Annotated in this window: 17 protein-coding genes and 10 tRNA genes; 22 read left to right on the forward strand and 5 right to left on the reverse strand. The window is 52.4% G+C overall.

The window, feature by feature from the left end; genetic code table 11:
* The 13 genes from D6M16_RS18340 (at position 1) to D6M16_RS18400 (ending at position 6,585) form a co-directional block, all read left to right on the forward strand.
* Positions 1-76: transfer RNA gene (locus D6M16_RS18340), tRNA-Phe, on the forward strand.
* A gap of 42 nt (positions 77-118) precedes the next feature.
* Positions 119-194: transfer RNA gene (locus tag D6M16_RS18345), tRNA-Asn, on the forward strand.
* A 115-nt stretch (positions 195-309) separates the two neighbouring features.
* Positions 310-385, forward strand: a tRNA-Thr gene (locus D6M16_RS18350).
* 33 nt (positions 386-418) lie between these two features.
* Positions 419-494: transfer RNA gene (locus D6M16_RS18355), tRNA-Phe, on the forward strand.
* Between the two features lie 43 nt (positions 495-537).
* A tRNA-Asn gene (locus tag D6M16_RS18360) sits at positions 538-613 on the forward strand.
* A 139-nt stretch (positions 614-752) separates the two neighbouring features.
* Positions 753-828, forward strand: a tRNA-Phe gene (locus D6M16_RS18365).
* Between the two features lie 6 nt (positions 829-834).
* Positions 835-910, forward strand: a tRNA-Asn gene (locus D6M16_RS18370).
* Between the two features lie 441 nt (positions 911-1,351).
* Positions 1,352-2,518 (forward strand): lytic polysaccharide monooxygenase, encoded by a 1,167-nt coding sequence (locus D6M16_RS18375; protein ID WP_120513335.1) that lies wholly within the window; start codon positions 1,352-1,354, stop codon positions 2,516-2,518.
* Positions 2,519-2,794: 276 nt separating this feature from the next.
* Entirely contained in the window at positions 2,795-4,420 is a 1,626-nt protein-coding gene (locus D6M16_RS18380) for a methyl-accepting chemotaxis protein (RefSeq protein WP_120513336.1), read from the forward strand.
* A gap of 247 nt (positions 4,421-4,667) precedes the next feature.
* Positions 4,668-4,743: transfer RNA gene (locus tag D6M16_RS18385), tRNA-Phe, on the forward strand.
* A 42-nt stretch (positions 4,744-4,785) separates the two neighbouring features.
* Positions 4,786-4,861: transfer RNA gene (locus tag D6M16_RS18390), tRNA-Asn, on the forward strand.
* 142 nt (positions 4,862-5,003) lie between these two features.
* Positions 5,004-5,079, forward strand: a tRNA-Thr gene (locus D6M16_RS18395).
* 237 nt (positions 5,080-5,316) lie between these two features.
* Positions 5,317-6,585 (forward strand): cyclic di-GMP phosphodiesterase, encoded by a 1,269-nt coding sequence (locus D6M16_RS18400; RefSeq protein WP_120513337.1) that lies wholly within the window; start codon positions 5,317-5,319, stop codon positions 6,583-6,585.
* 33 nt (positions 6,586-6,618) lie between these two features.
* Here the strand turns inward: D6M16_RS18400 and mrcB are convergent, their stop codons facing one another.
* Positions 6,619-9,045, reverse strand: coding sequence for a penicillin-binding protein 1B (mrcB, locus tag D6M16_RS18405; protein WP_120513503.1), 2,427 nt, complete (start codon positions 9,043-9,045; stop codon positions 6,619-6,621).
* 58 nt (positions 9,046-9,103) lie between these two features.
* The gene (hrpB, locus tag D6M16_RS18410; RefSeq protein WP_120513338.1) at positions 9,104-11,596 is read right to left on the reverse strand and encodes an ATP-dependent helicase HrpB; all 2,493 of its coding nucleotides are present in this window, start codon (positions 11,594-11,596) and stop codon (positions 9,104-9,106) included.
* A gap of 126 nt (positions 11,597-11,722) precedes the next feature.
* Here hrpB and thpR point away from each other — a divergent pair, with 126 nt between their 5' ends.
* The 8 genes from thpR (at position 11,723) to panC (ending at position 18,246) form a co-directional block, all read left to right on the forward strand.
* Positions 11,723-12,328 (forward strand): RNA 2',3'-cyclic phosphodiesterase, encoded by a 606-nt coding sequence (gene thpR, locus D6M16_RS18415; RefSeq protein WP_162941108.1) that lies wholly within the window; start codon positions 11,723-11,725, stop codon positions 12,326-12,328.
* Positions 12,325-13,032: a DNA/RNA nuclease SfsA gene (gene sfsA, locus D6M16_RS18420; protein ID WP_120513340.1), complete on the forward strand. Its 708-nt coding sequence runs from the start codon at positions 12,325-12,327 to the stop codon at positions 13,030-13,032. The genes thpR and sfsA overlap by 4 nt, the downstream gene beginning before the upstream one ends.
* Before the next feature lie 137 nt (positions 13,033-13,169).
* Positions 13,170-13,619 (forward strand): RNA polymerase-binding protein DksA, encoded by a 450-nt coding sequence (gene dksA / locus D6M16_RS18425; protein ID WP_027253634.1) that lies wholly within the window; start codon positions 13,170-13,172, stop codon positions 13,617-13,619.
* 82 nt (positions 13,620-13,701) lie between these two features.
* Positions 13,702-14,592, forward strand: coding sequence for a tRNA glutamyl-Q(34) synthetase GluQRS (gene gluQRS / locus D6M16_RS18430; RefSeq protein ID WP_120513341.1), 891 nt, complete (start codon positions 13,702-13,704; stop codon positions 14,590-14,592).
* A gap of 99 nt (positions 14,593-14,691) precedes the next feature.
* The gene (gene pcnB / locus D6M16_RS18435) at positions 14,692-16,056 is read left to right on the forward strand and encodes a polynucleotide adenylyltransferase PcnB (RefSeq protein WP_205576945.1); all 1,365 of its coding nucleotides are present in this window, start codon (positions 14,692-14,694) and stop codon (positions 16,054-16,056) included.
* A complete protein-coding gene (gene folK, locus D6M16_RS18440; protein WP_120513343.1) occupies positions 16,053-16,538 on the forward strand; it encodes a 2-amino-4-hydroxy-6-hydroxymethyldihydropteridine diphosphokinase in 486 nt (161 codons plus the stop codon). The genes pcnB and folK overlap by 4 nt, the downstream gene beginning before the upstream one ends.
* Positions 16,539-16,563: 25 nt before the next feature.
* Complete coding sequence (gene panB, locus D6M16_RS18445) at positions 16,564-17,358, forward strand: 3-methyl-2-oxobutanoate hydroxymethyltransferase (RefSeq protein WP_120513344.1); 795 nt, start codon at positions 16,564-16,566, stop codon at positions 17,356-17,358.
* A gap of 12 nt (positions 17,359-17,370) precedes the next feature.
* The gene (gene panC / locus D6M16_RS18450; RefSeq protein WP_120513345.1) at positions 17,371-18,246 is read left to right on the forward strand and encodes a pantoate--beta-alanine ligase; all 876 of its coding nucleotides are present in this window, start codon (positions 17,371-17,373) and stop codon (positions 18,244-18,246) included.
* Positions 18,247-18,347: 101 nt separating this feature from the next.
* On the opposite strand, the gene D6M16_RS18455 is transcribed toward panC, so the two are convergent.
* On the reverse strand, positions 18,348-19,118 hold the full coding sequence (locus D6M16_RS18455; protein WP_120513346.1) for an ABC transporter permease: 771 nt from the start codon (positions 19,116-19,118) through the stop codon (positions 18,348-18,350).
* Positions 19,115-20,038 carry an ABC transporter ATP-binding protein gene (locus D6M16_RS18460; protein ID WP_120513347.1) on the reverse strand — a complete coding sequence of 308 codons (924 nt, stop codon included), beginning with the start codon at positions 20,036-20,038 and terminating at the stop codon, positions 19,115-19,117. The genes D6M16_RS18455 and D6M16_RS18460 overlap by 4 nt, the downstream gene beginning before the upstream one ends.
* A gap of 173 nt (positions 20,039-20,211) precedes the next feature.
* Between D6M16_RS18460 and can the strand changes: the two genes are divergently transcribed.
* A complete protein-coding gene (can, locus tag D6M16_RS18465) occupies positions 20,212-20,862 on the forward strand; it encodes a carbonate dehydratase (protein ID WP_120513348.1) in 651 nt (216 codons plus the stop codon).
* 64 nt (positions 20,863-20,926) lie between these two features.
* On the opposite strand, the gene hpt is transcribed toward can, so the two are convergent.
* Positions 20,927-21,460, reverse strand: coding sequence for a hypoxanthine phosphoribosyltransferase (gene hpt / locus D6M16_RS18470; RefSeq protein WP_027253643.1), 534 nt, complete (start codon positions 21,458-21,460; stop codon positions 20,927-20,929).
* Positions 21,461-21,540: the final 80 nt, after the last annotated feature.

The raw sequence follows: 21,540 nt of genomic DNA on the forward strand, positions 1-21,540 counted from the left end.
GCCTCGATAGCTCAGTCGGTAGAGCAGAGGATTGAAAATCCTCGTGTCGGTGGTTCGATTCCGCCTCGAGGCACCATATTTTTTATGGTGTTCTGGTAACGTCATAATGCAAGACAATTCCCCCTTAGTTCAGTCGGTAGAACGGCGGACTGTTAATCCGTATGTCGCTGGTTCAAGTCCAGCAGGGGGAGCCAATTAATTACATTGCTTAACTGCGGTGTATGTCCTCCAAACTGGTAAGCACTTAGTGCTTAATGTCGCTGGCCTGGCCGGCCGCGTTAAGTCCAGCAGGGGGAGCCAAATTCGTGTGCCGACTTAGCTCAGTAGGTAGAGCAACTGACTTGTAATCAGTAGGTCACCAGTTCGATTCCGGTAGTCGGCACCATTTATTTAGAGTAAAGCAGTAATGCTTTACCCTGCCTCGATAGCTCAGTCGGTAGAGCAGAGGATTGAAAATCCTCGTGTCGGTGGTTCGATTCCGCCTCGAGGCACCATATTTTTTTATGGTGTTTTGTTGACACTATAAAGTAAGACAATTCCCCCTTAGTTCAGTCGGTAGAACGGCGGACTGTTAATCCGTATGTCGCTGGTTCAAGTCCAGCAGGGGGAGCCAATTAATTACATTGCTTAACTGCGGTGTATGTCCTCCAAACTGGTAAGCACTTAGTGCTTAATGTCGCTGGCCTGGCCGGCCGCGTTAAGTCCAGCAGGGGGAGCCAAACAGCAAAGCGAAGATTACTCATCTTTGCTCTGCCTCGATAGCTCAGTCGGTAGAGCAGAGGATTGAAAATCCTCGTGTCGGTGGTTCGATTCCGCCTCGAGGCACCATACAATTCCCCCTTAGTTCAGTCGGTAGAACGGCGGACTGTTAATCCGTATGTCGCTGGTTCAAGTCCAGCAGGGGGAGCCAAATTAGAAACCCTGGTCGCAAGACCGGGGTTTTTCTTTATATGCCCGTTAAACGTCTCTATTCAGCGTTATTATCCCCTTAACCAGCAATGAATCATCCGACATACTGAATGCTGCGCATCCATTGTCGCTGGCCTGGCCGGCCGCACTTGGTCGCCACACATCTCTACCACTAAACCGCTCGGAGGTGCTGTATAACCTCCCCGCCCGCCTTTAATTTGTCCGGCTGAGTGACTGATATGATCTTTATCAACGAGTCAAAGCTGCAACTGCGTATCAGAAACCAGCTTTTAGTCCCAAGTATTTAATACGCGATGCAAATTATCATACAAGGTTTTGAGTCACTTCCCTTATTTACATTCCATGGATTGCCTGTTGAGCACACTTCGTCCAAACCCTTAGATGCAATTACGCACTATTCAACTTGTTTTAAGGAGAGAGAATGTTAGTTCAATGCGCTTCATGGAGGAAAGGGCTGCTGTGCCTGGGTATTACTTCAGTGCTCAGCTCATTATCAGCCACGGCTCATGCCCATGGCTATATGGACTATCCACCGGCCAGACAGGAAATCTGCGATCGTGACGGTGGTTACTGGGATACAACAGACGGTTCAACGATCCCAAACGCCGCCTGCCGGGCCGCCTTTTTACAATCTGGCTGGTATCCTTTTATTCAAAAGCCTGAGTTTGCCCGTCTGGTGTCAGATTACAATAATCAGGCTGCTGTCGAACAAGCCATTCCTGATGGCTCGCTGTGTTCAGGCGCCGATAACAAAAAATCCGGCATCGATCTCCCCTCCCCTTACTGGCAGAAAACCCTGGTCGATCTCACTGACAATGGCCAGCTGACACTGCTTTACCGAGCTGAAACGCCGCACAGTCCCAGTTTCTGGAAGTTCTATCTCAGTAAACCTGGTTTTGACAGCGCAGCACAGTCGCTAGCCTGGTCGGATCTGGATCTGGTGGCAGAAGTAGGAAATGTGCCGACCACCACAATTAACGGTCTGAAGTATTACCAGATGACCATCACCCTGCCAACGGATCGTACCGGTGATGCCGTACTGTTCACACGCTGGCAGCGCGCGGACCCGGCCGGGGAAGGCTTTTATAACTGCAGCGACATTCGTTTTGCAGGAACAGACACAGGGCAGCCTGACAGCTGGATCAGCGCGGGCGCTTATGTCAAATCCACCGACATTGCTCAACCCGGTGAGTCAGCCTGGTTCCGTATTTTTGATCAGAATGGTCAGGAAACCGTATCGGAGCAGTTAGCCATTACCACCGCCAACCAGTCTCAGGCTGTCTGGTCGGAAACCCTGGCTGCCACAGTCAATCAGGCTTACCCGCAAATGGTACAAGTCGGCAAGCAAGACACTAATGGTGCCATTGCTTTTGATACTCAGGATCTGTTCGGCAATCAGGTTTACCTGAAAAATCAGGGATACACCTACCAGCTGGATATCAAAGTGATACCGGCTGCCCCTGAGTGGATCGCCAGTCAGGTTTATGTCGCCGGCGACAAGGTCATCTTTCAGGGCCAGCTCTACACAGCGAAATGGTGGACAAAAGGAGATCAGCCCGGTCAGGCCGATGTCTGGCAGTTAAACTAACCGGACTCTGGGTGGTATTAACTGTAAAATACCACCCTTTGTTCGCTCTGCAGCACCAGCCCTTACCAGTCCAGAAAGCTATTGTCATATCAATCAGTAACCATAGTTCATTCAAAAGGTAAATAGCGAAAACTTATCCTCTCAAGCCAGATCATGTTTTGTCACTTTCCTTCTCTGAACGATTCACAACCTGAATTACTATTTTTTCACGACGAAAAATAACTCCTCCTTACCGCATGTCAGGAGGCCTCTTATGCATTACCAAGAGACCAGGGAATGAAACTCAGGACACAAACATATTGGCTATCAGGCATTATTCTGTTCGCTTTGTTATTTATCATGATGACTGGCCTGTGGACGCTGCGAATGGCCAGCAATCAAGATAATGAATCCAGAGTCACACAGTTATTTAACAGCACATTCAATATCTTGATTGAAATAGAGAAAATGTCGAAAGAAGGGATTCTCGAAGAGCCTCAGGCCAAAGCACTGGCGACCCGTCTGCTGCAAAAAAACATCTATAAGGACAATGAATATGTCTACGTTGCTGACAGCAAGCTGATGTTTATTGCTGCGCCGCTGGATCCTCAGTTGCACGGCACCAGCTTCCATGACTTCAAAGACGGCAACGGTAACAGTGTCGGTAACATTCTCAAACAGGCCGTGGCAACCAGCGGAGGCAAGCTCGCTCAATACACCTGGACGCAGAAACAGGCTGACGGCAGCATTGAAGAAAAACTGTCTATCGCCCGCCAAACGCCCCACTGGGGCTGGTATGTCGGTACCGGCATTGGCTATAACGAAGTCAATCAGCGTTTCTGGTCCACCGCCAGCTGGAAACTCGTCCTTTGCCTGTTCATCACAGTGGCGATTCTCAGCGTCCTGATTTTTGCCAGTAAGCGCATTATTCATCTGCTGGGCGGCGAACCCGACGATGTTCAGGCTGCAGTTCAGGCTGTTGCCGACGGCAAGATCACCACACATTTTGCCCACCGGGCTACGCCGGGCAGCATTTACTATGCCGTCCAGACCATGAGCCTGTCACTGGCGGAACTGATCAATAACCTCAAGCAATCCATGACGGCGCTGCGCAATGAAATAGACCAGGTCTCGTCACGTTCCGGCATGATTACAGGACTGACTGACAGTCAGCAGCAATCCACCGTTATGATTGCCACCGCAATGACAGAAATGGCCTCTTCAGCCAATAATGTCGCCGAATCGGCCAGTGAAACGGCCAGCAATACAGAGCGTGCCGATCAGCAAAGCCAGGTCACTCAGAACCTGATCTTGTCAACCGTCGATAATATTCAGGGACTGGCGGATCAGCTAGGTATCGCCAGTCAGGCTGTTGCTCATCTGGATACCGAAGTAAACAGTATCGCCAGAGTGCTGGAGGTTATAGGTGATATCGCTGAGCAAACTAACCTGCTGGCCTTAAATGCGGCTATCGAAGCGGCCAGAGCCGGCGAACAGGGACGCGGTTTTGCGGTCGTGGCCGATGAAGTCCGTAACCTGGCGGGTCGCACGCAAAACAGCACCAAGGAAATTCAGCAGATGATCAGCCGCCTGCAAAACGGATCGCGCAATGCCATTCAAACCATGGAAACCTGTGCCGAAACCAGCCAGTACACTGTGCAGCAATCGCGGGAAGCCTCGGATGCGCTGAACCAGATAGTCTCGGCCCTGGAGAGCATTACCGAAATGAGTCACCAGATTGCCACCGCAGCCGCCGAGCAGACACAGGTCAGCGACGATATCTCAGCGCGAATTAACATGATTGAAGAAAACGGCAATCAGTTGTCTGACGTGGTCAATCAAAGCCATAGCAGTACCCGTTCGCTGCAAGGGCTGTATCATGAACTGGAAACCTGGACCGGAAAATTCAGTCTGAAATCCTGACTTGATTTTGCGGACTGAGGATAACAGCCCCCACGTGTCCGTGGGGGCTGAATCTTTATCAGGAGAACCGGAAAAGTCACCAACAATTATCAGCTGACCGGCAACGCAAGAGCCTGAGCGTTTTTGCTTACCAACAGGCAGGAAAGATTAAAATCCAGCCAATCCGTACAAAAAAAGGAATCTTGTTCGTTTTTTTTTAAAAAAACCATTGACGGTATAACGCAAAACCTTTTTAATGCGCCCCGTTGCCTCGATAGCTCAGTCGGTAGAGCAGAGGATTGAAAATCCTCGTGTCGGTGGTTCGATTCCGCCTCGAGGCACCATATTTTTTATGGTGTTCTGGTAACGTCATAATGCAAGACAATTCCCCCTTAGTTCAGTCGGTAGAACGGCGGACTGTTAATCCGTATGTCGCTGGTTCAAGTCCAGCAGGGGGAGCCAATTAATTACATTGCTTAACTGTGGTGTATGTCCTCCAAACTGGTAAGCACTTAGTGCTTAATGTCGCTGGCCTGGCCGGCCGCGTTAAGTCCAGCAGGGGAGCCAATTTAGTTTTTAAGAATAACTTAAGAACAAAAAAAGCGCCGACTTAGCTCAGTAGGTAGAGCAACTGACTTGTAATCAGTAGGTCACCAGTTCGATTCCGGTAGTCGGCACCATCTTTTAAACCTCGCTTATGGCGAGGTTTTTTTTATCTGTACTTTTTGCACAGTTTCCACGACATTAAGCCCATTTTTTATTAACGACATTCTTAATAATCGATTTCAGAGCGCGATTGTGATACACATTTCACATAGCACGGAATAACCTCTCCCTTACCCGACTGTCAAAGCATGACAGGCACAGGACGCACCGTGCATTGCCCGCCTGAAATAGCAAATGCATAGAAAAAGGTAATGACAAGCATAGAACTCCCTACAGAGTGTTTAACTCCAGGTCTGTATATCAAACTGCCGTTACAGTGGACGGAACATCCGTTCATGCTTAATCATTTCAAAATTAAGGATAACCAGCAGATCCGTCTGATAAAAAACCTCGGGCTTAAATTTGTTATTCTCTATCCGGATAAAAGCGACACCCACCCTCTGCCGGAAAATTCGCTCAATACCGAGCAGGATGTCATCTCGGAACAAGAAGCCCGCTTTATCAATAAACAAACCGATAAGTTGTGGAAAGAAAAGCAACGACGCATTGAGCATCTGAAGAATTACAAACGCAGCCTCAACCGCTGTGAGAAGAGCTTTCAGCGCTCTTTGTCCAAGTTACGTGCTATTTCACAAAAAATAAAAAACCGTCCGGTGACGGCATTTGCCGATGCAGAAGAGCTGGTCAACGACATGGTGACAGCCTTACTGGATAACGACAATCTGGTACTGCACCTGATGAGCGATGCGAAAGAATCGGAAGATATTTACTACCATTCGCTGAATGTGGCCGTACTTTCCATGTTGCTGGCCAAATCCAACGGCATGTCAGCCAGCGATATCAAAACCATTGCGCTTGGTGCCCTGTTTCACGACATAGGGAAACAAAAAATACCCACACATATTCTGCGCAAAATAACCCCTCTGACCGAACCAGAAGCCAATTTCCTCAAGCTGCACCCGAAATACAGTCTTGAACTGGCAGAGCTGGGCGAAAACTTCCCGGAGGCTGCCAAACCCATTCTCAGTCAGCACCATGAACTGATGGACGGCAGTGGTTATCCACTGGGCCTGCAGGGCCACCAGATAAATCGCTTTGCACAATTGGTCGCTGTTGTTAACGCTTACGACAACTTGTGCCACCCTATGGATCCCGGCAAAGCCAAAATCCCCTACAGCGCACTTTCCTACCTGTTTAAACACAAGAAAGGGCAATACAGTGAGGAATTTATCGCGTTAATGGTACGTATGATGGGCGTCTATCCGCCGGGCAGTGTCGTGCAGCTTTCCAATCAGCAGGTCGGCATGGTCATTTCCGTCAATGCAAAACGACTGCTTTACCCCAATATTTTGATTTACGATCCGAGCGTGCCGTCCAATGAAGCACCTGTGCTTGATCTCGAACAAAGTGAGCTAACGATAGAACGGGCACTGCATCCGCAAAAACTGCCCGAACCTATACGTCAGTACCTCAATCCCAGAGCCCGTATTTCTTACTACTTCGAGCAGGAAAACGGATAAGGGCTGACAATTCAGCCCTATCGCTGGTGCGCTTTACCAGCTGAACATGTCTTTGATCCAGCCGTCAGGTTTACCCTCCCGGCAATGTGCGGACAGCGAACCCGTCGGATCCCAGGCCGGCAGCGACTGCTCGCCCTGGCAATCCAGGCCCAGCGCACCGTTTTGCAACCTGTGATACTTGAGCGTACTGAGTTTCTGCGGCCAGCTAAGCTGCAATCGCTCAGGCTGACGGCGCTCCAGATAGCCGCTGTAGAGGCGAAGAGCGCCGCTGGCTCCGGTCAGTTTCACCGGTTTATTGTCATCCCGGCCAATCCACACAGTTACCACTTCCCTGCCGTCCGCCCCGACAAACCAGCTGTCGCGGGTATCATCTGTGGTACCTGTTTTGCCGGCCAGAGCGGCCCAGCCAAATCTGGGTTGCAGATAACGTCCTGTTCCCTGAGTGACAACCCGTTTCATCGCATAAGTTGTCAGCCAGGCCGCTTGTTCGGGTACCACCTGACGGCCGGAAGGCAGATGACGGTAAAGCACTTTGCCCTGACGGTCGACCACAGCACGCAAGGCTGTCTGGTCGGCACGGCGTCCTCCGCTGGTCAGGCTCTGGTACATCTGGCTGACGTCAAACGGCGACAAGGTAAATGCCCCCAGCAAAATAGAAGGCAGGCGTGGCACGGCTTCTTGGGCGACGCCAAGATCAGCGAGCGTGGCTATCACATTATCCAGCCCGACCTGCAGGCCCAAATTCACCGTAGGGACATTCAGCGAACGTGATAAGGCATCATACAAAGGTACCTGGCCGCGGTATTTACGATCATAGTTTTGCGGGCGCCATTCGCTGCCCTGATTGCCTTTGAGCAAAATCGGCTTGTCGTCCAGTGTCGTTGCCAGACTGAACTTCTCAGGCTGGCGCAGAGCGCTCAGATAAACGGCTGGTTTCACCAGCGAACCAATCTGCCGGCGACTGTCGAGTGCCCGGTTAAATCCGGCATAGCCAGGGCGGCTGCCACCTATCATGGCCCGGATCTCACCACTGTGTCGGTCCACTGCCACCATAGCGGTTTCAATCGGACTCCCGGCTTTTTTCTCCAGTACCGGGATCCACTGAGCGACAGCGTTTTCTGCTTCTTGCTGAGACACTGGATCCAGAGTACTGAAAATCCGCAAACCGACACCCGGCGTGAAACGGTTACCGACTTTCTCTTTCAGCTCCCGCTGCAGCAGCTGGAAATACGCAGGCTGCCGACTGGCGATCACTGGCTGCTTTTGGACATCCAGTTTTCGAGACGCAGCCTGCTCATATTCAGCACCGGTCAGGATATTTTGATCCAGCATCAGTCTGAGCACCAGATCCCGCCTGTCTCTGGCGCGCTCGGTATGCCGCCATGGGTTGTAATACGACGGGCCTTTGACCATGCCCACCAGCATGGCCAGCTGATCTATGCGCAGCTCCTGCAAAGGCCGGCCAAAATACAAGCGCGCGCCCAGGCCAAAGCCATGAATTTCCCGGCTGCCGCTCTGGCCGAGATACACTTCGTTCAGATAGGCTTCCAGAATACGGTCTTTGCTGTAGCGGTAATCGATAATGATGGCGATATAGGCTTCCTGGATCTTGCGCCACAGCGAGCGTTCGCGGGTCAGAAAGATATTTTTTGCCAGTTGCTGAGTCAACGTGCTGCCGCCCTGCACGGTTCGCCCGGCTTTGAGGTTTACCAGCGCCGCACGCAATATGGCCAGTGGCGACACCCCGCCGTGGTGATAGAAATCCCGATCTTCAGTCGCCAGCAGCGCATCAATCAGCACTTCAGGAAACTCTTCTCTTGGCGTGAAAATCCGCTGCTCCCCTTCTTTGGTGCCCAACATCCCCAGCATTTTGGGTTCGACACGAAGATAACCCAGCGCCTTTTCCCGCCCGAGATCGTCAATCCGGCTCAGGCCGCTGTCACTAAATGTCAGCATCACGTGGCGCTGGCTTTCATACCCGTCATCAAACTCAAACGGACGGCGCACCAACTCAATGCGGGTCGACGAGGCTGAATATTCCCCGGCTCGCTGCGGGGTACGAACTTTGTGATACTGCAAAGCGTCCAGTTCACGCTTCACTTCACTCAGAGTGATCGCCTGACCGGGCTGCAGATCCAGTACCCTGCCGTACACAACGGCGGGTAAGTCCCAGAGCTGGCCTTCAAATTTGTCCCGCACCAGCGTGTCCAGATAGATACCCATCACCACCACCACGGCCAGAACCGCCAGCCCCAGCTTAAGGCCGGAGAACAGTACCCAACGCCCTATGCGGGCGAGGCGGCTGGTCGGCGGGGTGCGCCCGGATCGTGTCTGGGCCGCTTTTTTGCGCGGCTGGGTTTTGGCTTTTTTGCTGGCAGGAGCGGTTTTCCTGGTGGCTCTTGGCTGTTTTCCCGTTGGCTTTTTGGGCGCGGCCAGGCGATGCTTGGACTCTTGGATCATCATGATGTCTTAGCTTAGCTATCAGGCTGTCAGTTTCAGCGCAGCACATGCTGGCCGACTACATATATTTCTTGGTTTTTCGTGTCGGGGCATGATTGGCAGGATCATCAGGCCAAACATGCTTAGGGTAACGGCCCTTCATTTCTTTTTGTACTTCTTTGTAGGCACCTTGCCAGAATGCGGCCAGATCTGAGGTGATCTGCAACGGCCGCTGAGCCGGGGAAAGCAGCTCAAGGACCAACGCCACCTTTCCCCGGGCAATTCTGGGTGAGACCTGCTCGCCGAACATTTCCTGCATGCGCACCGCCAGCACAGGGGCCTGACCGGGCTGATACCGTATCGGGTAGCGTGATCCGGTCGGCACCTGATAATGGGTCGGCAGCGCTGCATCCAGGGCTTGAGTCTGCTCCCAGCCAATATACGCTTCCAGAGCGGCGCTCAGGTCCAGTTTCACCAGCGCTTTCATGCTATGGATCCCTGTCATGAAAGGCAGCAGCCAGTCTTCCAGAGCCAGCAACAAACTCTCTTCATCCATACCCGGCAATGCCATCTCAGGTAACCAGTTTACGGCACACCGGGCACGAGTCAGCAGGCCTTCGCTGCGCGTATTCCAGGGCAGTACACCCAGCCCCTGACGGCGAATAGCATTGAGCAAGGCTTCGCCGGCGCGGGCCGGATCAGGCTCAGCCAGCGCAATACGTTTAATGATCAGCTTGCCGCAACAATATTGCTTTTCAGCGACCAGGCGCCCTTTTTTATCATCCCAGTCGAGCCATTCTCTTTCACTGAACAATTGCGGCATCGCCTGCTGCAACTGCCCCATATCGGCCGCTACGGCTGAAAATACCCGGCTGTCGCCCTGCCTGGTTTTCACTACATCAGCCACCACCAGAGCAGGCTCACCCGCCAGAGGATGGTCATCTTCTATCACCACGCCCTGCCCGTTCGCCAGCTGAAAGCGACCGCTCTGCCCCCGCGAGATGGCAACGCGATCGGGAAAGCCCGCCGCCATCAAAACAGGCAGCCAGCGGCTGTCTGTCCGCCATTCTCCCCGGATCTGTTGCTCCGCCACCCCGAGTTTAGACAAGTGCTGTCTGGCTCGCTGCCTGTAGTAAGCACTGCGAGGTAGCTGGCCCGATTCCAGCAAATGCAGCTGGAACGCCAAATCGGGATTACTCATCCCTCTGGCCGGCTCTTCTAACAGCGCCACCAGCATGGCGGCAGTCATGCGCGCGTTCACCTCCAGCGATCTGGCATGCGCCAGAATGGCGGCCAGCCGGGGCTCAGTACCCAGTTGCTGGATGGCCTTGCCTTTGCCGGTGAGCTGGTGACGAGAGTCCATTGCGCCCAGCGCGACCAATAGCGCCTGAGCCTGCTGCAGCGCCCCCTCAGGCGGTACATCCAGCCAGCGCAGCTCACTGGCTGACACACAACCCCACTGGGCCAGTTCCATCGCCAGATGGCTCAGATCGGCACGCAGGATTTCCGGCTCAGGTACCGCGGGCTGCCGGGCCAGTAACTCTTCACTGTACAACCGCAAACAGATGCCAGGCGCCAGCCGCCCGGCACGTCCGGCTCGCTGTTCCGCCGATGAGCGGGCAATACGCACTAATTCCAGACGGCTGATACCGGTCTTGGCGTCCCAGCGGGCAATACGCTCTAAACCACAGTCCACCACCAAACGGATACCTTCAATGGTCAGACTGGTTTCCGCAATATTGGTGGCCAATACAATTTTCCGTTTCCCCTTGACGGCAGGCTGTATCGCCTGCTGCTGGGCTTTACTGTCCATTTGTCCGTACAGTGGCGCAATCATAACATCCGGGCTGACGGCCGTTTGCAGCCACTCGGCCAACCGGCGGATCTCTCCGGCGCCGGGCAGAAAGACCAGTACTGAACCCGCTTCGGCTGCCATCAGCCTGAGGATTTCGCGCCCGGTCCATTCAATCGAAACGCCATTGCCCTGCTGGGCGCTGGTCCCCTGACTCTGGTATCTGTAATCCACCTGATAGCTGCGGCCTTCTGATACCAGATAGTCAGCATCGGGCAGTAACGACTGCAAAGCCTGATGATCCAGGGTGGCTGACATCACCAGTAATTTCAGATCGTCACGTAAAGCCTCCTGCACTTCCAGCGCCAGTGCTAACGCCGTATCGGCATGCAGGCTTCGTTCATGAAACTCGTCGAAAATCAGCAGTTCTATGCCGGATAGTTCAGGATCTTGCTGCAACATCCGGTTCATTACCCCTTCCGTCACTATCTCCAGTCTGGTGCTATCACTGACCCGTGTTTCGCCCCGCACCCTGAGACCTATGGTCTGTCCGACTGTCTCGCCCAGCTGAGCCGCCAGATAGGATGCAATGTTACGGGCCGCCAGTCGGCGCGGCTCCAGCATGACAATTTTTCCGGCCACAGAGCCCGCCGCCAACAGTGACAGCGGCAACCGGGTGGATTTACCCGTACCTGGCGGCGCCTTGAGAATCATCTGTGCACTGCGCTCAAGCGCCTGATGCAAATCAGGCAGCACCGCATCAATGGGGAGTTGTGACAATATCTTTACCTTATGTCATCTTCTAAGGAGGAACCTGTGTTTCAGGCCACACAGAATGTTCAGAAAAATCGGATGTATTGTACTCAAACAAGGGTAACGGTGCCATCCAACCGGCAGGAGATCACTATGACACATCACTCCGGACAACCCGATTTTCCACCCCCACCAGACAGCCGCCGCATGTTTTTTGCCCTGCCGCTGACGGAACCACCAGCAGCTAATCAGGCACCGTACCAACGCCTGTGTCAGTTGAAGGATGCGATACCCGGTAAAGGGCGTACCGTACCGGATGCCAACCTGCATATGACGCTGGCTTTCCTCGGACAGATCACCGATAAGCAAGCCAGCCAGCTCATCAGGGATGTCAGCCAGCTCGCCATCCCGGCGTTCTCAATGCATTTCAATCTGCTGCGTTACTGGAAACGCAGCCGGGTACTCTGGCTGGGCAGCGATACCTGTCCCGAGCCTTTAGAGCTGCTCGCCACTCAGCTCAATGGGCTCGCCCAGGCGCTCGGGCTCAGACAAGACACCCGGCGCTACACTCCGCACATCACGCTCAGGAAGAACCTGCGCCAGCGCCCAGTCCTTCCTGACGAACAACCGGATTTTCTTTTTCACTTTCAGCGCTTTGGTCTGTATATTTCTGAAACCAACGGGCCAGGCGTCCGTTACCGGCTCGCGAACCAGTGGCCACTTATTCAACCAGAGATCGCCGTACAGGACAGCGAATGACTTACACACCCTCCCTGCAGCCAGCCACTCTCATTAAACGTTATAAACGCTTTCTGGCCGATATCGCGTTGCCCGACGGCACCGTCACGACCATTCACTGTGCCAATACGGGTGCCATGACAGGGTGCGCCGAACCCGGTTCCACTATCTGGTATTCCACTTCGGACAATCCTAAGCGGAAATACGCCCACAGCTGGGAATTAACACAAACAGAGGACGGACACTGGATTTGCATTAATACCGCCAGAGCGAATCAAATTGTGGTCGAAGCACTCAAAAATAACCACATTCCGGAATTATCCGGCTATGCTTCATTGCGCACAGAAGTGAAGTATGGTACTGAAAACAGCCGGGTAGATATTGTTCTGGATGATCCCTTACTGCCGTCCTGCTTCATTGAAGTTAAAAGCGTCACTTTGCTGGAAGATAATGGCCGCGGGTATTTTCCGGATGCTGTTACCACCCGAGGACAAAAGCATTTAAGGGAGCTGGCAGACGTTGCAGCCACGGGTCAGCGCGCTGTGTTATTTTTCGCCGTCCTGCATTCCGGGATTGAAAATGTCGCCGCGGCGCACCATATAGACCCGGTCTATGATGAGTTACTGGAACAGGCAGAAAAAGCAGGGGTGGAAGTCCTCTGTTACCGTGCAGAAATCAGCCCGACGGCTCTGACTTTGAGCCAGCGGATAGAATTTGCTCAGTAACGCGGAAAAATGATGCTTTCTTCACAATGGTATAAAATTGAAGATATGCAGTAATTGCCACGTTATATCCTTTCTGCTATAGATACCCGCCAAAATTAACCAGTGACGGTTATTCGGTATATGTTAGGAGATGCTATATGCCAGAGAGCAAGGTTAAAAAATCGTTAGGCATCCTGGCTATTGCTGGGGTTGACCCGTATCAGGAAAAAGCCGGCGAAGAATATATGGGTGAAGCGCAGCTAGAGCACTTCCGCAAAATTCTCGGAGCCTGGCGCAACCAATTGCGTGAAGAAGTTGACCGTACCGTTAACCATATGCAGGACGAAGCGGCTAACTTTCCGGACCCGGTTGACCGTGCAGCGCAGGAAGAAGAATTCAGCCTGGAACTGCGTAACCGAGATCGTGAGCGTAAACTGATCAAGAAAATCGAAAAAACGCTGCAACGTATCGAAGATGACGATTTTGGTTTCTGTGATTCATGTGGCGTGGAAATTGGTATTCGCCGCCTGGAAGCCCGTCCGACAGCCGACCTGTGTATCGACTGTAAGACACTGGCAGAGATCAAAGAAAAACAAATGGCTGGCTAAACTGCCCTTTGTAAACGTAATCTGACAAAAGGGAGCCAAGGCTCCCTTTTTTATTGTTATTGACTGCCTGCTATCCAACACCATGACAAGATTACCTTCGTATACTGGACGATTCGCCCCCTCACCTTCCGGTCCGCTGCACTTCGGCTCACTGGTGGCGGCATTGGGCAGCTATTTGCAGGCGCGATCCCGGCAAGGTCGTTGGCTGGTCAGAATCGAAGACCTGGATCCCCCGCGCGAAATGCCCGGTGCCGCAGACGACATACTGCGCACTTTGGACGCCTTTGGCATGACCTGGGATGGCAGTGTTATTTACCAAAGTCAGCGTCACGCCCTTTATCAGGCTCAGATTGAACACTGGCTGGCTCAGGGCGATGCCTATTATTGCCGATGCAGCCGCAAAGCGATCAAGGAAGCCGGCGGCTTTTATCCCGGCACTTGCCGCAATGCCGGTCTGGATAGCACTCACAGTGCGGTAAGGTTGAAAGTCGACCAGGCCATTACAGGGTTCCATGACCAGCTGCACGGCTGGATCGCAATACCACAGGCGCTGGCCAGCGAAGATTTCATCATCCGCCGCCGCGACGGTCTGTATGCCTACAACCTGGCGGTTGTGCTGGATGATATCGCGCAAGGTGTCACTGAGGTGGTCAGGGGAGCCGATCTCATTGAACCGACAGGACGCCAGATCGGCCTGTATCACCGGCTTGGACAACCCGAGGTGAGCTATTTACATCTGCCGCTTGCCGTCACGGAAAACGGCAATAAACTGTCTAAACAAAATCACGCGCCGGCTATCGACACGCGTCGTCCTGGGCCGCAACTGTGGCAGGCTATGAGGTTTCTCGGGATGAGTCCGCCGACAGAATTGCAGGACGCCGATCGCGACGACATTCTCCGTTGGGGGATCGCGCATTGGGATGTCGCGAACCTGCCGCCAACAACAGCGATCACGCTGAACCTAGCATCTTGAGGTGACTTGGGTATATGATATGCGGCTGTTCAGTCCGGCCTTATCACAATTACGAGGTGTGTTATCTTTAGTCGAGTCGCCAGCTTTTGCCGTAAAGTATTGACCCGAGAGCAAAAAGCTCTGGGTAACAAGGAGCCAAGCTTGCAAGTTTATCAACGCCAGGAGCACGGTATCTCCCGCAAAGACATCAGTGAAAATGCGCTGAAGGTCCTCTACCGCCTCAATAAAGCCGGTTTTGATGCCTATTTGGTCGGCGGCGGTGTTCGGGATTTGCTGCTGGACAAAGAACCCAAAGATTTTGATATTGCGACCAATGCAACGCCGGAAGAAATTAAGGCGCTGTTTCGCAATTGCCGCCTGATCGGCCGTCGCTTCCGTCTCGCCCATATACTCTTTGGCCGTGACGTGATTGAAGTGGCCACTTTCCGCGGCCACCATGATGCAGGCACAGTCAAAATGCCTGCCGGTAAGCAAGCCATTGCCTCACGCAACCATGAAGGCATGCTGCTGCGTGACAATGTCTACGGCACCATTGATGAAGACGCAGAACGCCGTGACTTCTCTATTAATGCCCTGTATTACAGCATCAAAGACTTCACTGTCAGTGATTACGCGAACGGTGTTGTCGATCTGCAAAACCGTCTGGTTCGTCTGATCGGCGATCCTGAGACCCGCTACCGCGAAGATCCGGTGCGCATGCTGCGTGCCGTGCGGTTTGCCGTCAAACTGGATATGCAGATTGAAGCCCGCACTGCAGCCCCGATTCTGGAACTGTCGACCCTGCTGAAAGACATTCCCGCCGCACGTCTGTTTGAAGAGAGCCTCAAGCTGCTGCAGGCCGGCAAAGGGCTTGAGACTTACAAAATGCTGCGCGAATACAATCTGTTCCAGCAGCTGTTCCCGATTCTGGCCGAACATTTTACCGAAGATCACAGCAGCCAGACCGAGAAGATGCTTGAGCACATTCTGGCCGCCACTGACGTCAGAATCGCAGAGGGTAAGCGTGTTAATCCGGCCTTCATGTTTGCGGCCATGCTCTGGTATCCGATGAATGTCCGGGCAGAAGAAATTGCCAGCACCAGCGGTCTGAGCGACTACGATGCCTTCATGATAGCGGCCAATGACATTTTGGATGAGCAGGTGAAGAACATTGCCATCCCTCGCCGTCTGACCACGACTGTGCGCGATATCTGGCAACAACAGCACCGCTTTAGCCGCCGTTTCGGTAAGCGCGCCTTTGCCATGCTGGAACACCCTAAATTCCGGGCCGCCTACGATTTTCTCGAAATGCGTGGCCAGTTTGAAGGGAAAGACGTGGCCGAGTTGGCGACCTGGTGGCACAAGTTCCAGTTTGCTGAACGTGACGAGCGCAATAAAATGGTGCAGGAGCTGGGTGGCGGTAATCAACGTCGCCGCCGTCGTCCGCAACGCCGCAAGAAACCACAGGCGAAATCGGCTTCATGATTCGTGCCTATATTGCCATCGGCAGCAATTTGAATGATCCGGTCAATCAGGCTTACCAGGCGATGGCAGCATTACGCCAGGCCAGTGAAGTGAGCGTGATTGCCGAGTCCTCGCTGTACTGCAGTACCCCTATGGGGCCGCAGGACCAGCCCGATTACATCAATGCTGTGGTTGCCGTTGATACTGAACTGACACCACTGGCGCTGCTCGATCTGACTCAGCAGATTGAACAGCAGCATGGAAGAGTCCGCAAAGCAGAACGCTGGGGGCCGCGCACTCTGGATTTGGATATCCTGCTTTATGGCGATTTGCAGCACCACTGTGAACGTTTAACTATTCCGCACTATGGCATGAAAGCCCGTGAGTTTGTGCTTTATCCACTGGCTGAAATTGCCCCTGAACTCGTCCTGCCTGACGGTACAGCGCTGACTGACCTGCTACCCGAGGTGGACCGTAACGGCCTGCGTGTGTGGTCATCCTGACACACCCGGGTGAAGGGAGATAACAATGAAGAAAATCACTATTAACGACCTGATGAAGTGGAAGCAGGAAGGTCGTAAGTTTGCCTCACTCACCTCTTATGATGCGAGTTTTGCCCAGTTGTTTGAACAACAGGAAGTGCCTGTCCTGCTGGTTGGCGATTCCCTGGGTATGGTACTGCAAGGCCAGACCGATACCCTGCCGGTGACTATTGATGAAATGGCTTACCACACCCGTTGTGTGCGTGCTGGCAGCCCTAATGCCCTGCTTCTGGCAGACTTGCCGTTCATGACCTACGGCACTCCTGAGCAAGCTTGTGACAATGCCGCCAAGCTGATGCGTGCCGGCGCCAACATGGTAAAACTGGAAGGGGGCAGCTGGCTGACAGACACCGTTAGAACATTGACCGAACGTGCCATACCTGTGTGCGCCCATCTGGGCCTGACACCGCAGTCGGTCAATATCTTTGGTGGCTACAAAGTTCAGGGACGCGACAAAGAACGCGCTGACCAGATGCTGGCCGACGCCATTGCACTGCAAAATGCAGGTGCACAAATTGTCGTGCTGGAGTGTGTCCCAGCCTCACTGGCCAAACGTATTACAGAGGCATTAGACATTCCTGTTATCGGCATCGGAGCCGGTAACGTGACTGACGGCCAGATTTTAGTCATGCACGACATGTTAGGCATTTCTGCCAACTATATGCCGCGTTTTTCTAAAAACTATCTTGCTCAGACTGGCGATATCCGCAAAGCGGTTTCACAGTATCTGAAAGAAGTGGAAGCGGGAACATTCCCGGGTCCAGAGCATACCTTTGAGTAAGGAAAACCCACCATGCAGACTTTTGCTGACATTTCCCCTGTTCGTGAACAGGTTCGGGCCTGGCGCCGTGAAGGCCGCCGTATCGCCTTTGTTCCGACCATGGGAAATCTGCATCAGGGGCACCTGACTCTGGTTCGCAAAGCCCGCGAACAAGCCGATATCGTCATTGTCAGTATTTTCGTTAACCCAATGCAGTTCGATAAAGCTGACGACCTGAATAACTATCCTCGTACGCTGGAAGAGGATCTGGCCAAATTGAATGGCGAAGGTGTCGAGATGGTTTTCACACCGACACCGGATATCATTTATCCCAATGGCATGGACCGACAAACGTTTGTCGAAGTGCCGGGCCTGTCTCACATGCTGGAAGGGGCTTTGCGCCCAAGTCATTTTCGTGGCGTCTCCACCATAGTGACCAAGCTGTTTAATATTGTGCAGCCAGATGTGGCCTGCTTTGGTGAAAAAGACTATCAGCAACTGGCGTTGATCCGTCAAATGGTCAGCGATCTCGCGATGCCGATTGAAATCATCGGTGTACCGACAGTGCGTGAAATGGATGGCCTGGCAATGAGCTCTCGTAATGGATACCTCACCGTAGATGAGCGTCAGCGCGCACCGGTACTGGCAAAAACCATGCGCTGGATCAGCAGCCAGATTCGCGGCGGACGCCGTGACTTTGATGAAGTTGTACTGGATGCCAACGATCAGTTGCGTGCTGCCGGTCTGGAGCCGGATGAAATTTACATCCGCGATGCCCGTACCCTGCAGGTTGTCGGCGAAGAGACCACGCAGGCGGTGATCCTGATGTCTGCTTTTCTGGGGAAAGCGCGTCTGATTGATAATCAGGTCATTGAGCTGGCCTCTGTCTCGGCAGACACCAGCCACTAACAGGCCAGACAGACATCTGTGATAAGCATCTGACTAAAACGCCCAGTTACTTGCCGGTAACTGGGCGTTTTTCATTGCGCATTAAAACCCGCTGTATCGACTCAGGAGCGCAAACCTATCCCTTTGGATATCAGATAATGGGCCAGGCCATACAAAGCAACCACAAAGGCCATAAGCACGCTAAAGGCTGTACCTATACCAACATCGGATACCCCGAGGAAGCCATAACGAAAGGCATTGACCATATAAACGATAGGATTGAGCTTTGACACCCACTGCCAGAACTCAGGCAACAGGCTGAGGGAATAAAACACCCCGCCTAAATACGTCAAAGGCGTCAGCACGAAAGTGGGAATAATACTGATGTCATCAAAGGTTTTGGCAAACACCGCGTTGATCAGCCCACCCAGCGAGAAGACGATCGAGGTCATGATCACAGTGGCAATAATCACGCCCAGATGCGCTATCTGTAAATCAACAAACAACAGCGACACAGCCGTCACTATCACACCGACTCCCAGCCCGCGCAACACACCGCCGCCAATATAGCCGGCGATAATGACAAAGTTGGGCACAGGTGCAACCAGCAACTCTTCAATATTGTGCTGAAACTTGGCACTAAAAAAAGATGACGCCACATTCGAGTATGAGTTAGTGATCACTGACATCATGATCAAGCCGGGCACTATATATTCCATGTAGGTAAAACCGCCCATCTCACCAATCCGGCTACCGATCAGGCTGCCGAAAATGATGAAATATAACGTCATGGTGATGGCTGGCGGTACCAGTGTCTGTACCCAGATGCGAGCGAAACGGTTAACTTCTTTACTGATTAAACTTTGAAAAGCAATCCAATACTGGTATCTCATGCAGACTGCTCTCCTTTACTCTGAGCAACAAGCGTCACGAACAACTCCTCAAGACGGTTGGCTTTATTACGCATAGACAGCACATCTATCCCCTGGGCACTCAACTGGCTGAACACAGTGTTCAGGCCGGTCCCCTTGTGAATGTCGATCTCCAGCGTGTGGTTATCCGGCATTTTCCATGCCACCCCCTCCAGCTCAGGTTTACTGCCATTAAGGGCAACATCAAGAATGAAGGTTTCGACCTCCAGCTTGGCCAGCAAAGATTTCATGCTGGTGCGTTCAATCAGCTCGCCGTGATTAATGATGCCGATATTACGGCACAGCATTTCGGCTTCTTCCAGATAATGCGTAGTCAGAATGATAGTGACGCCCTGGCGGTTAATTTCGCGCAGGAAAGTCCACATTGAGCGGCGCAGCTCAATATCTACCCCTGCAGTCGGCTCATCAAGAATTAACAGCCTGGGTTCGTGCATCAGGGCACGGGCTATCATCAAACGCCGTTTCATACCGCCTGACAAACTACGGGCACGCTCAGTACGCTTATTCCACAAATCCAGCTGTGTCAGGTACTTCTTAGCCCGCTCTTTTGCCAGCGCTTTGGGGACGCCATAAAAACCGGCCTGATTGATCACTATCTGCTCGACAGTCTCGAACTGGTTGAAGTTAAACTCCTGAGGCACCAGACCGAGCTGATTTTTCGCTTCAACCAGTTGCTTGTCGATGTCATAGCCAAACACTTTCACCTGACCGGAGGTTTTATTGACCAGAGAGCTGATCACACCGATTGTGGTCGATTTACCGGCACCATTTGGCCCCAGCAGAGCGAAAAAGTCCCCTTCTTCGACTGTCAGGCTCATATCCTTAAGGGCCTGAACCCCTGGATAGACCTTGTTTAAATCAGTAATTTCTAATGCATTCATACAATACGCTTTTTTATTTGGTATAAAGAGTAAAAAAATCAACAAATCGGATTTGCAAGCCGCCTCGCAAGTGTATAGTAATGACCTGTTTATCTTTGGCTTTGCAAGCGCATCATACCAGCCAAAGCCTGACCAAAGATAAACAACCCAATGTAGCAAACTAAGGTGTTGTCATGGCAGAAATTAAACAGCTATTTGCAAATAACTTTTCCTGGTCGGAAAAGATTAAAGCAGAAAACCCGGAGTTCTTTTCACATCTCGCGAAAGCGCAGCACCCCGAATATCTCTGGATCGGCTGCTCAGACAGCCGGGTTCCGGCAGAACGCCTGACGGGCCTGGATTCTGGCGAGCTTTTCGTACACAGAAACGTGGCTAATCAGGTCATTCATACTGATCTCAACTGCCTGTCTGTAGTGCAGTATGCAGTTGATGTGCTCAAGGTCAAACACATCATTATCTGCGGCCACTATGGCTGCGGCGGTGTGGCCGCCTCCATTGATAATCCGCCCTTAGGGCTTATCAATAACTGGCTGCTTCATATTCGCGATCTGTATCTTAAGCACCGCAGCGATCTGGGGACCCTGCCCCGCGAAGCCTGGGCCGATAAGCTATGCGAAATCAATGTCGCTTCGCAAGTATACAACCTGGGTAACTCGACCATCATGCAGCAAGCCTGGGAACGCGGCCAGAAAGTGAAAATTCATGGCTGGGTGTACGGTATTGGTGACGGCAAACTGACGGATTTGGGCGTTACCGCTACAAGCCGGGAGTCTCTGGAAGTTTCCTACCAAAGCGCGATGGCAACAATTTTGCCTCAAGAATAACCCATAAAGAAAAAGCGACCATCTGGTCGCTTTTTCTTTTATCACGCAGCGCAAAACCGAAAAATCAGTCTTCCAGCGGGATCACTTTTCCGATAAAGCGCAGATGGCGGTATTTCTGCGCATAATCGATGCCGACACCTACCACAAATTCATCGGGAATTTCAAAACCAATCCACTCGGCATCCACGGCGACTTCACGGCGCTCAGGCTTGTCCAGCAAAGTACAGATACGGATTGAGTTCGGATTACGCAGGGCCAGTATTTCCCGGACCTTATTCAGCGTGTTGCCGGTATCGATAATATCTTCAACCAGCAGCACGTCTTTGCCTTCGATTTCATCGTCCAGATCTTTCAGAATACGGACATCACGGCTGCTTTCCATTGCGTTTCCATAACTGGAAGCCGTCATAAAATCCACTTCGTGCGGCAGTTCAATCGCACGGGCCAGGTCAGCCATAAAGACAAAGGAACCTCGCAGCAATCCCACCATGACAAGGTTTTCTGAGCCCTGATAATAGGCGGTGATCTGCTCTCCGAGCTCTTTAATCCTTGCCTGAACATCCTGCTCAGAAATCATGACTTCAATGGTATGCTTCATTTATCTCTCCATATGCGCATTTGGCATGCACATGGGTCTCAGTGATTACTAAAAAGTTATTCTACCATCCTTGAACAAGA

Origin of the sequence: Photobacterium salinisoli (assembly GCF_003614885.1) — a bacterium.
Lineage (GTDB): Bacteria > Pseudomonadota > Gammaproteobacteria > Enterobacterales > Vibrionaceae > Photobacterium > Photobacterium salinisoli.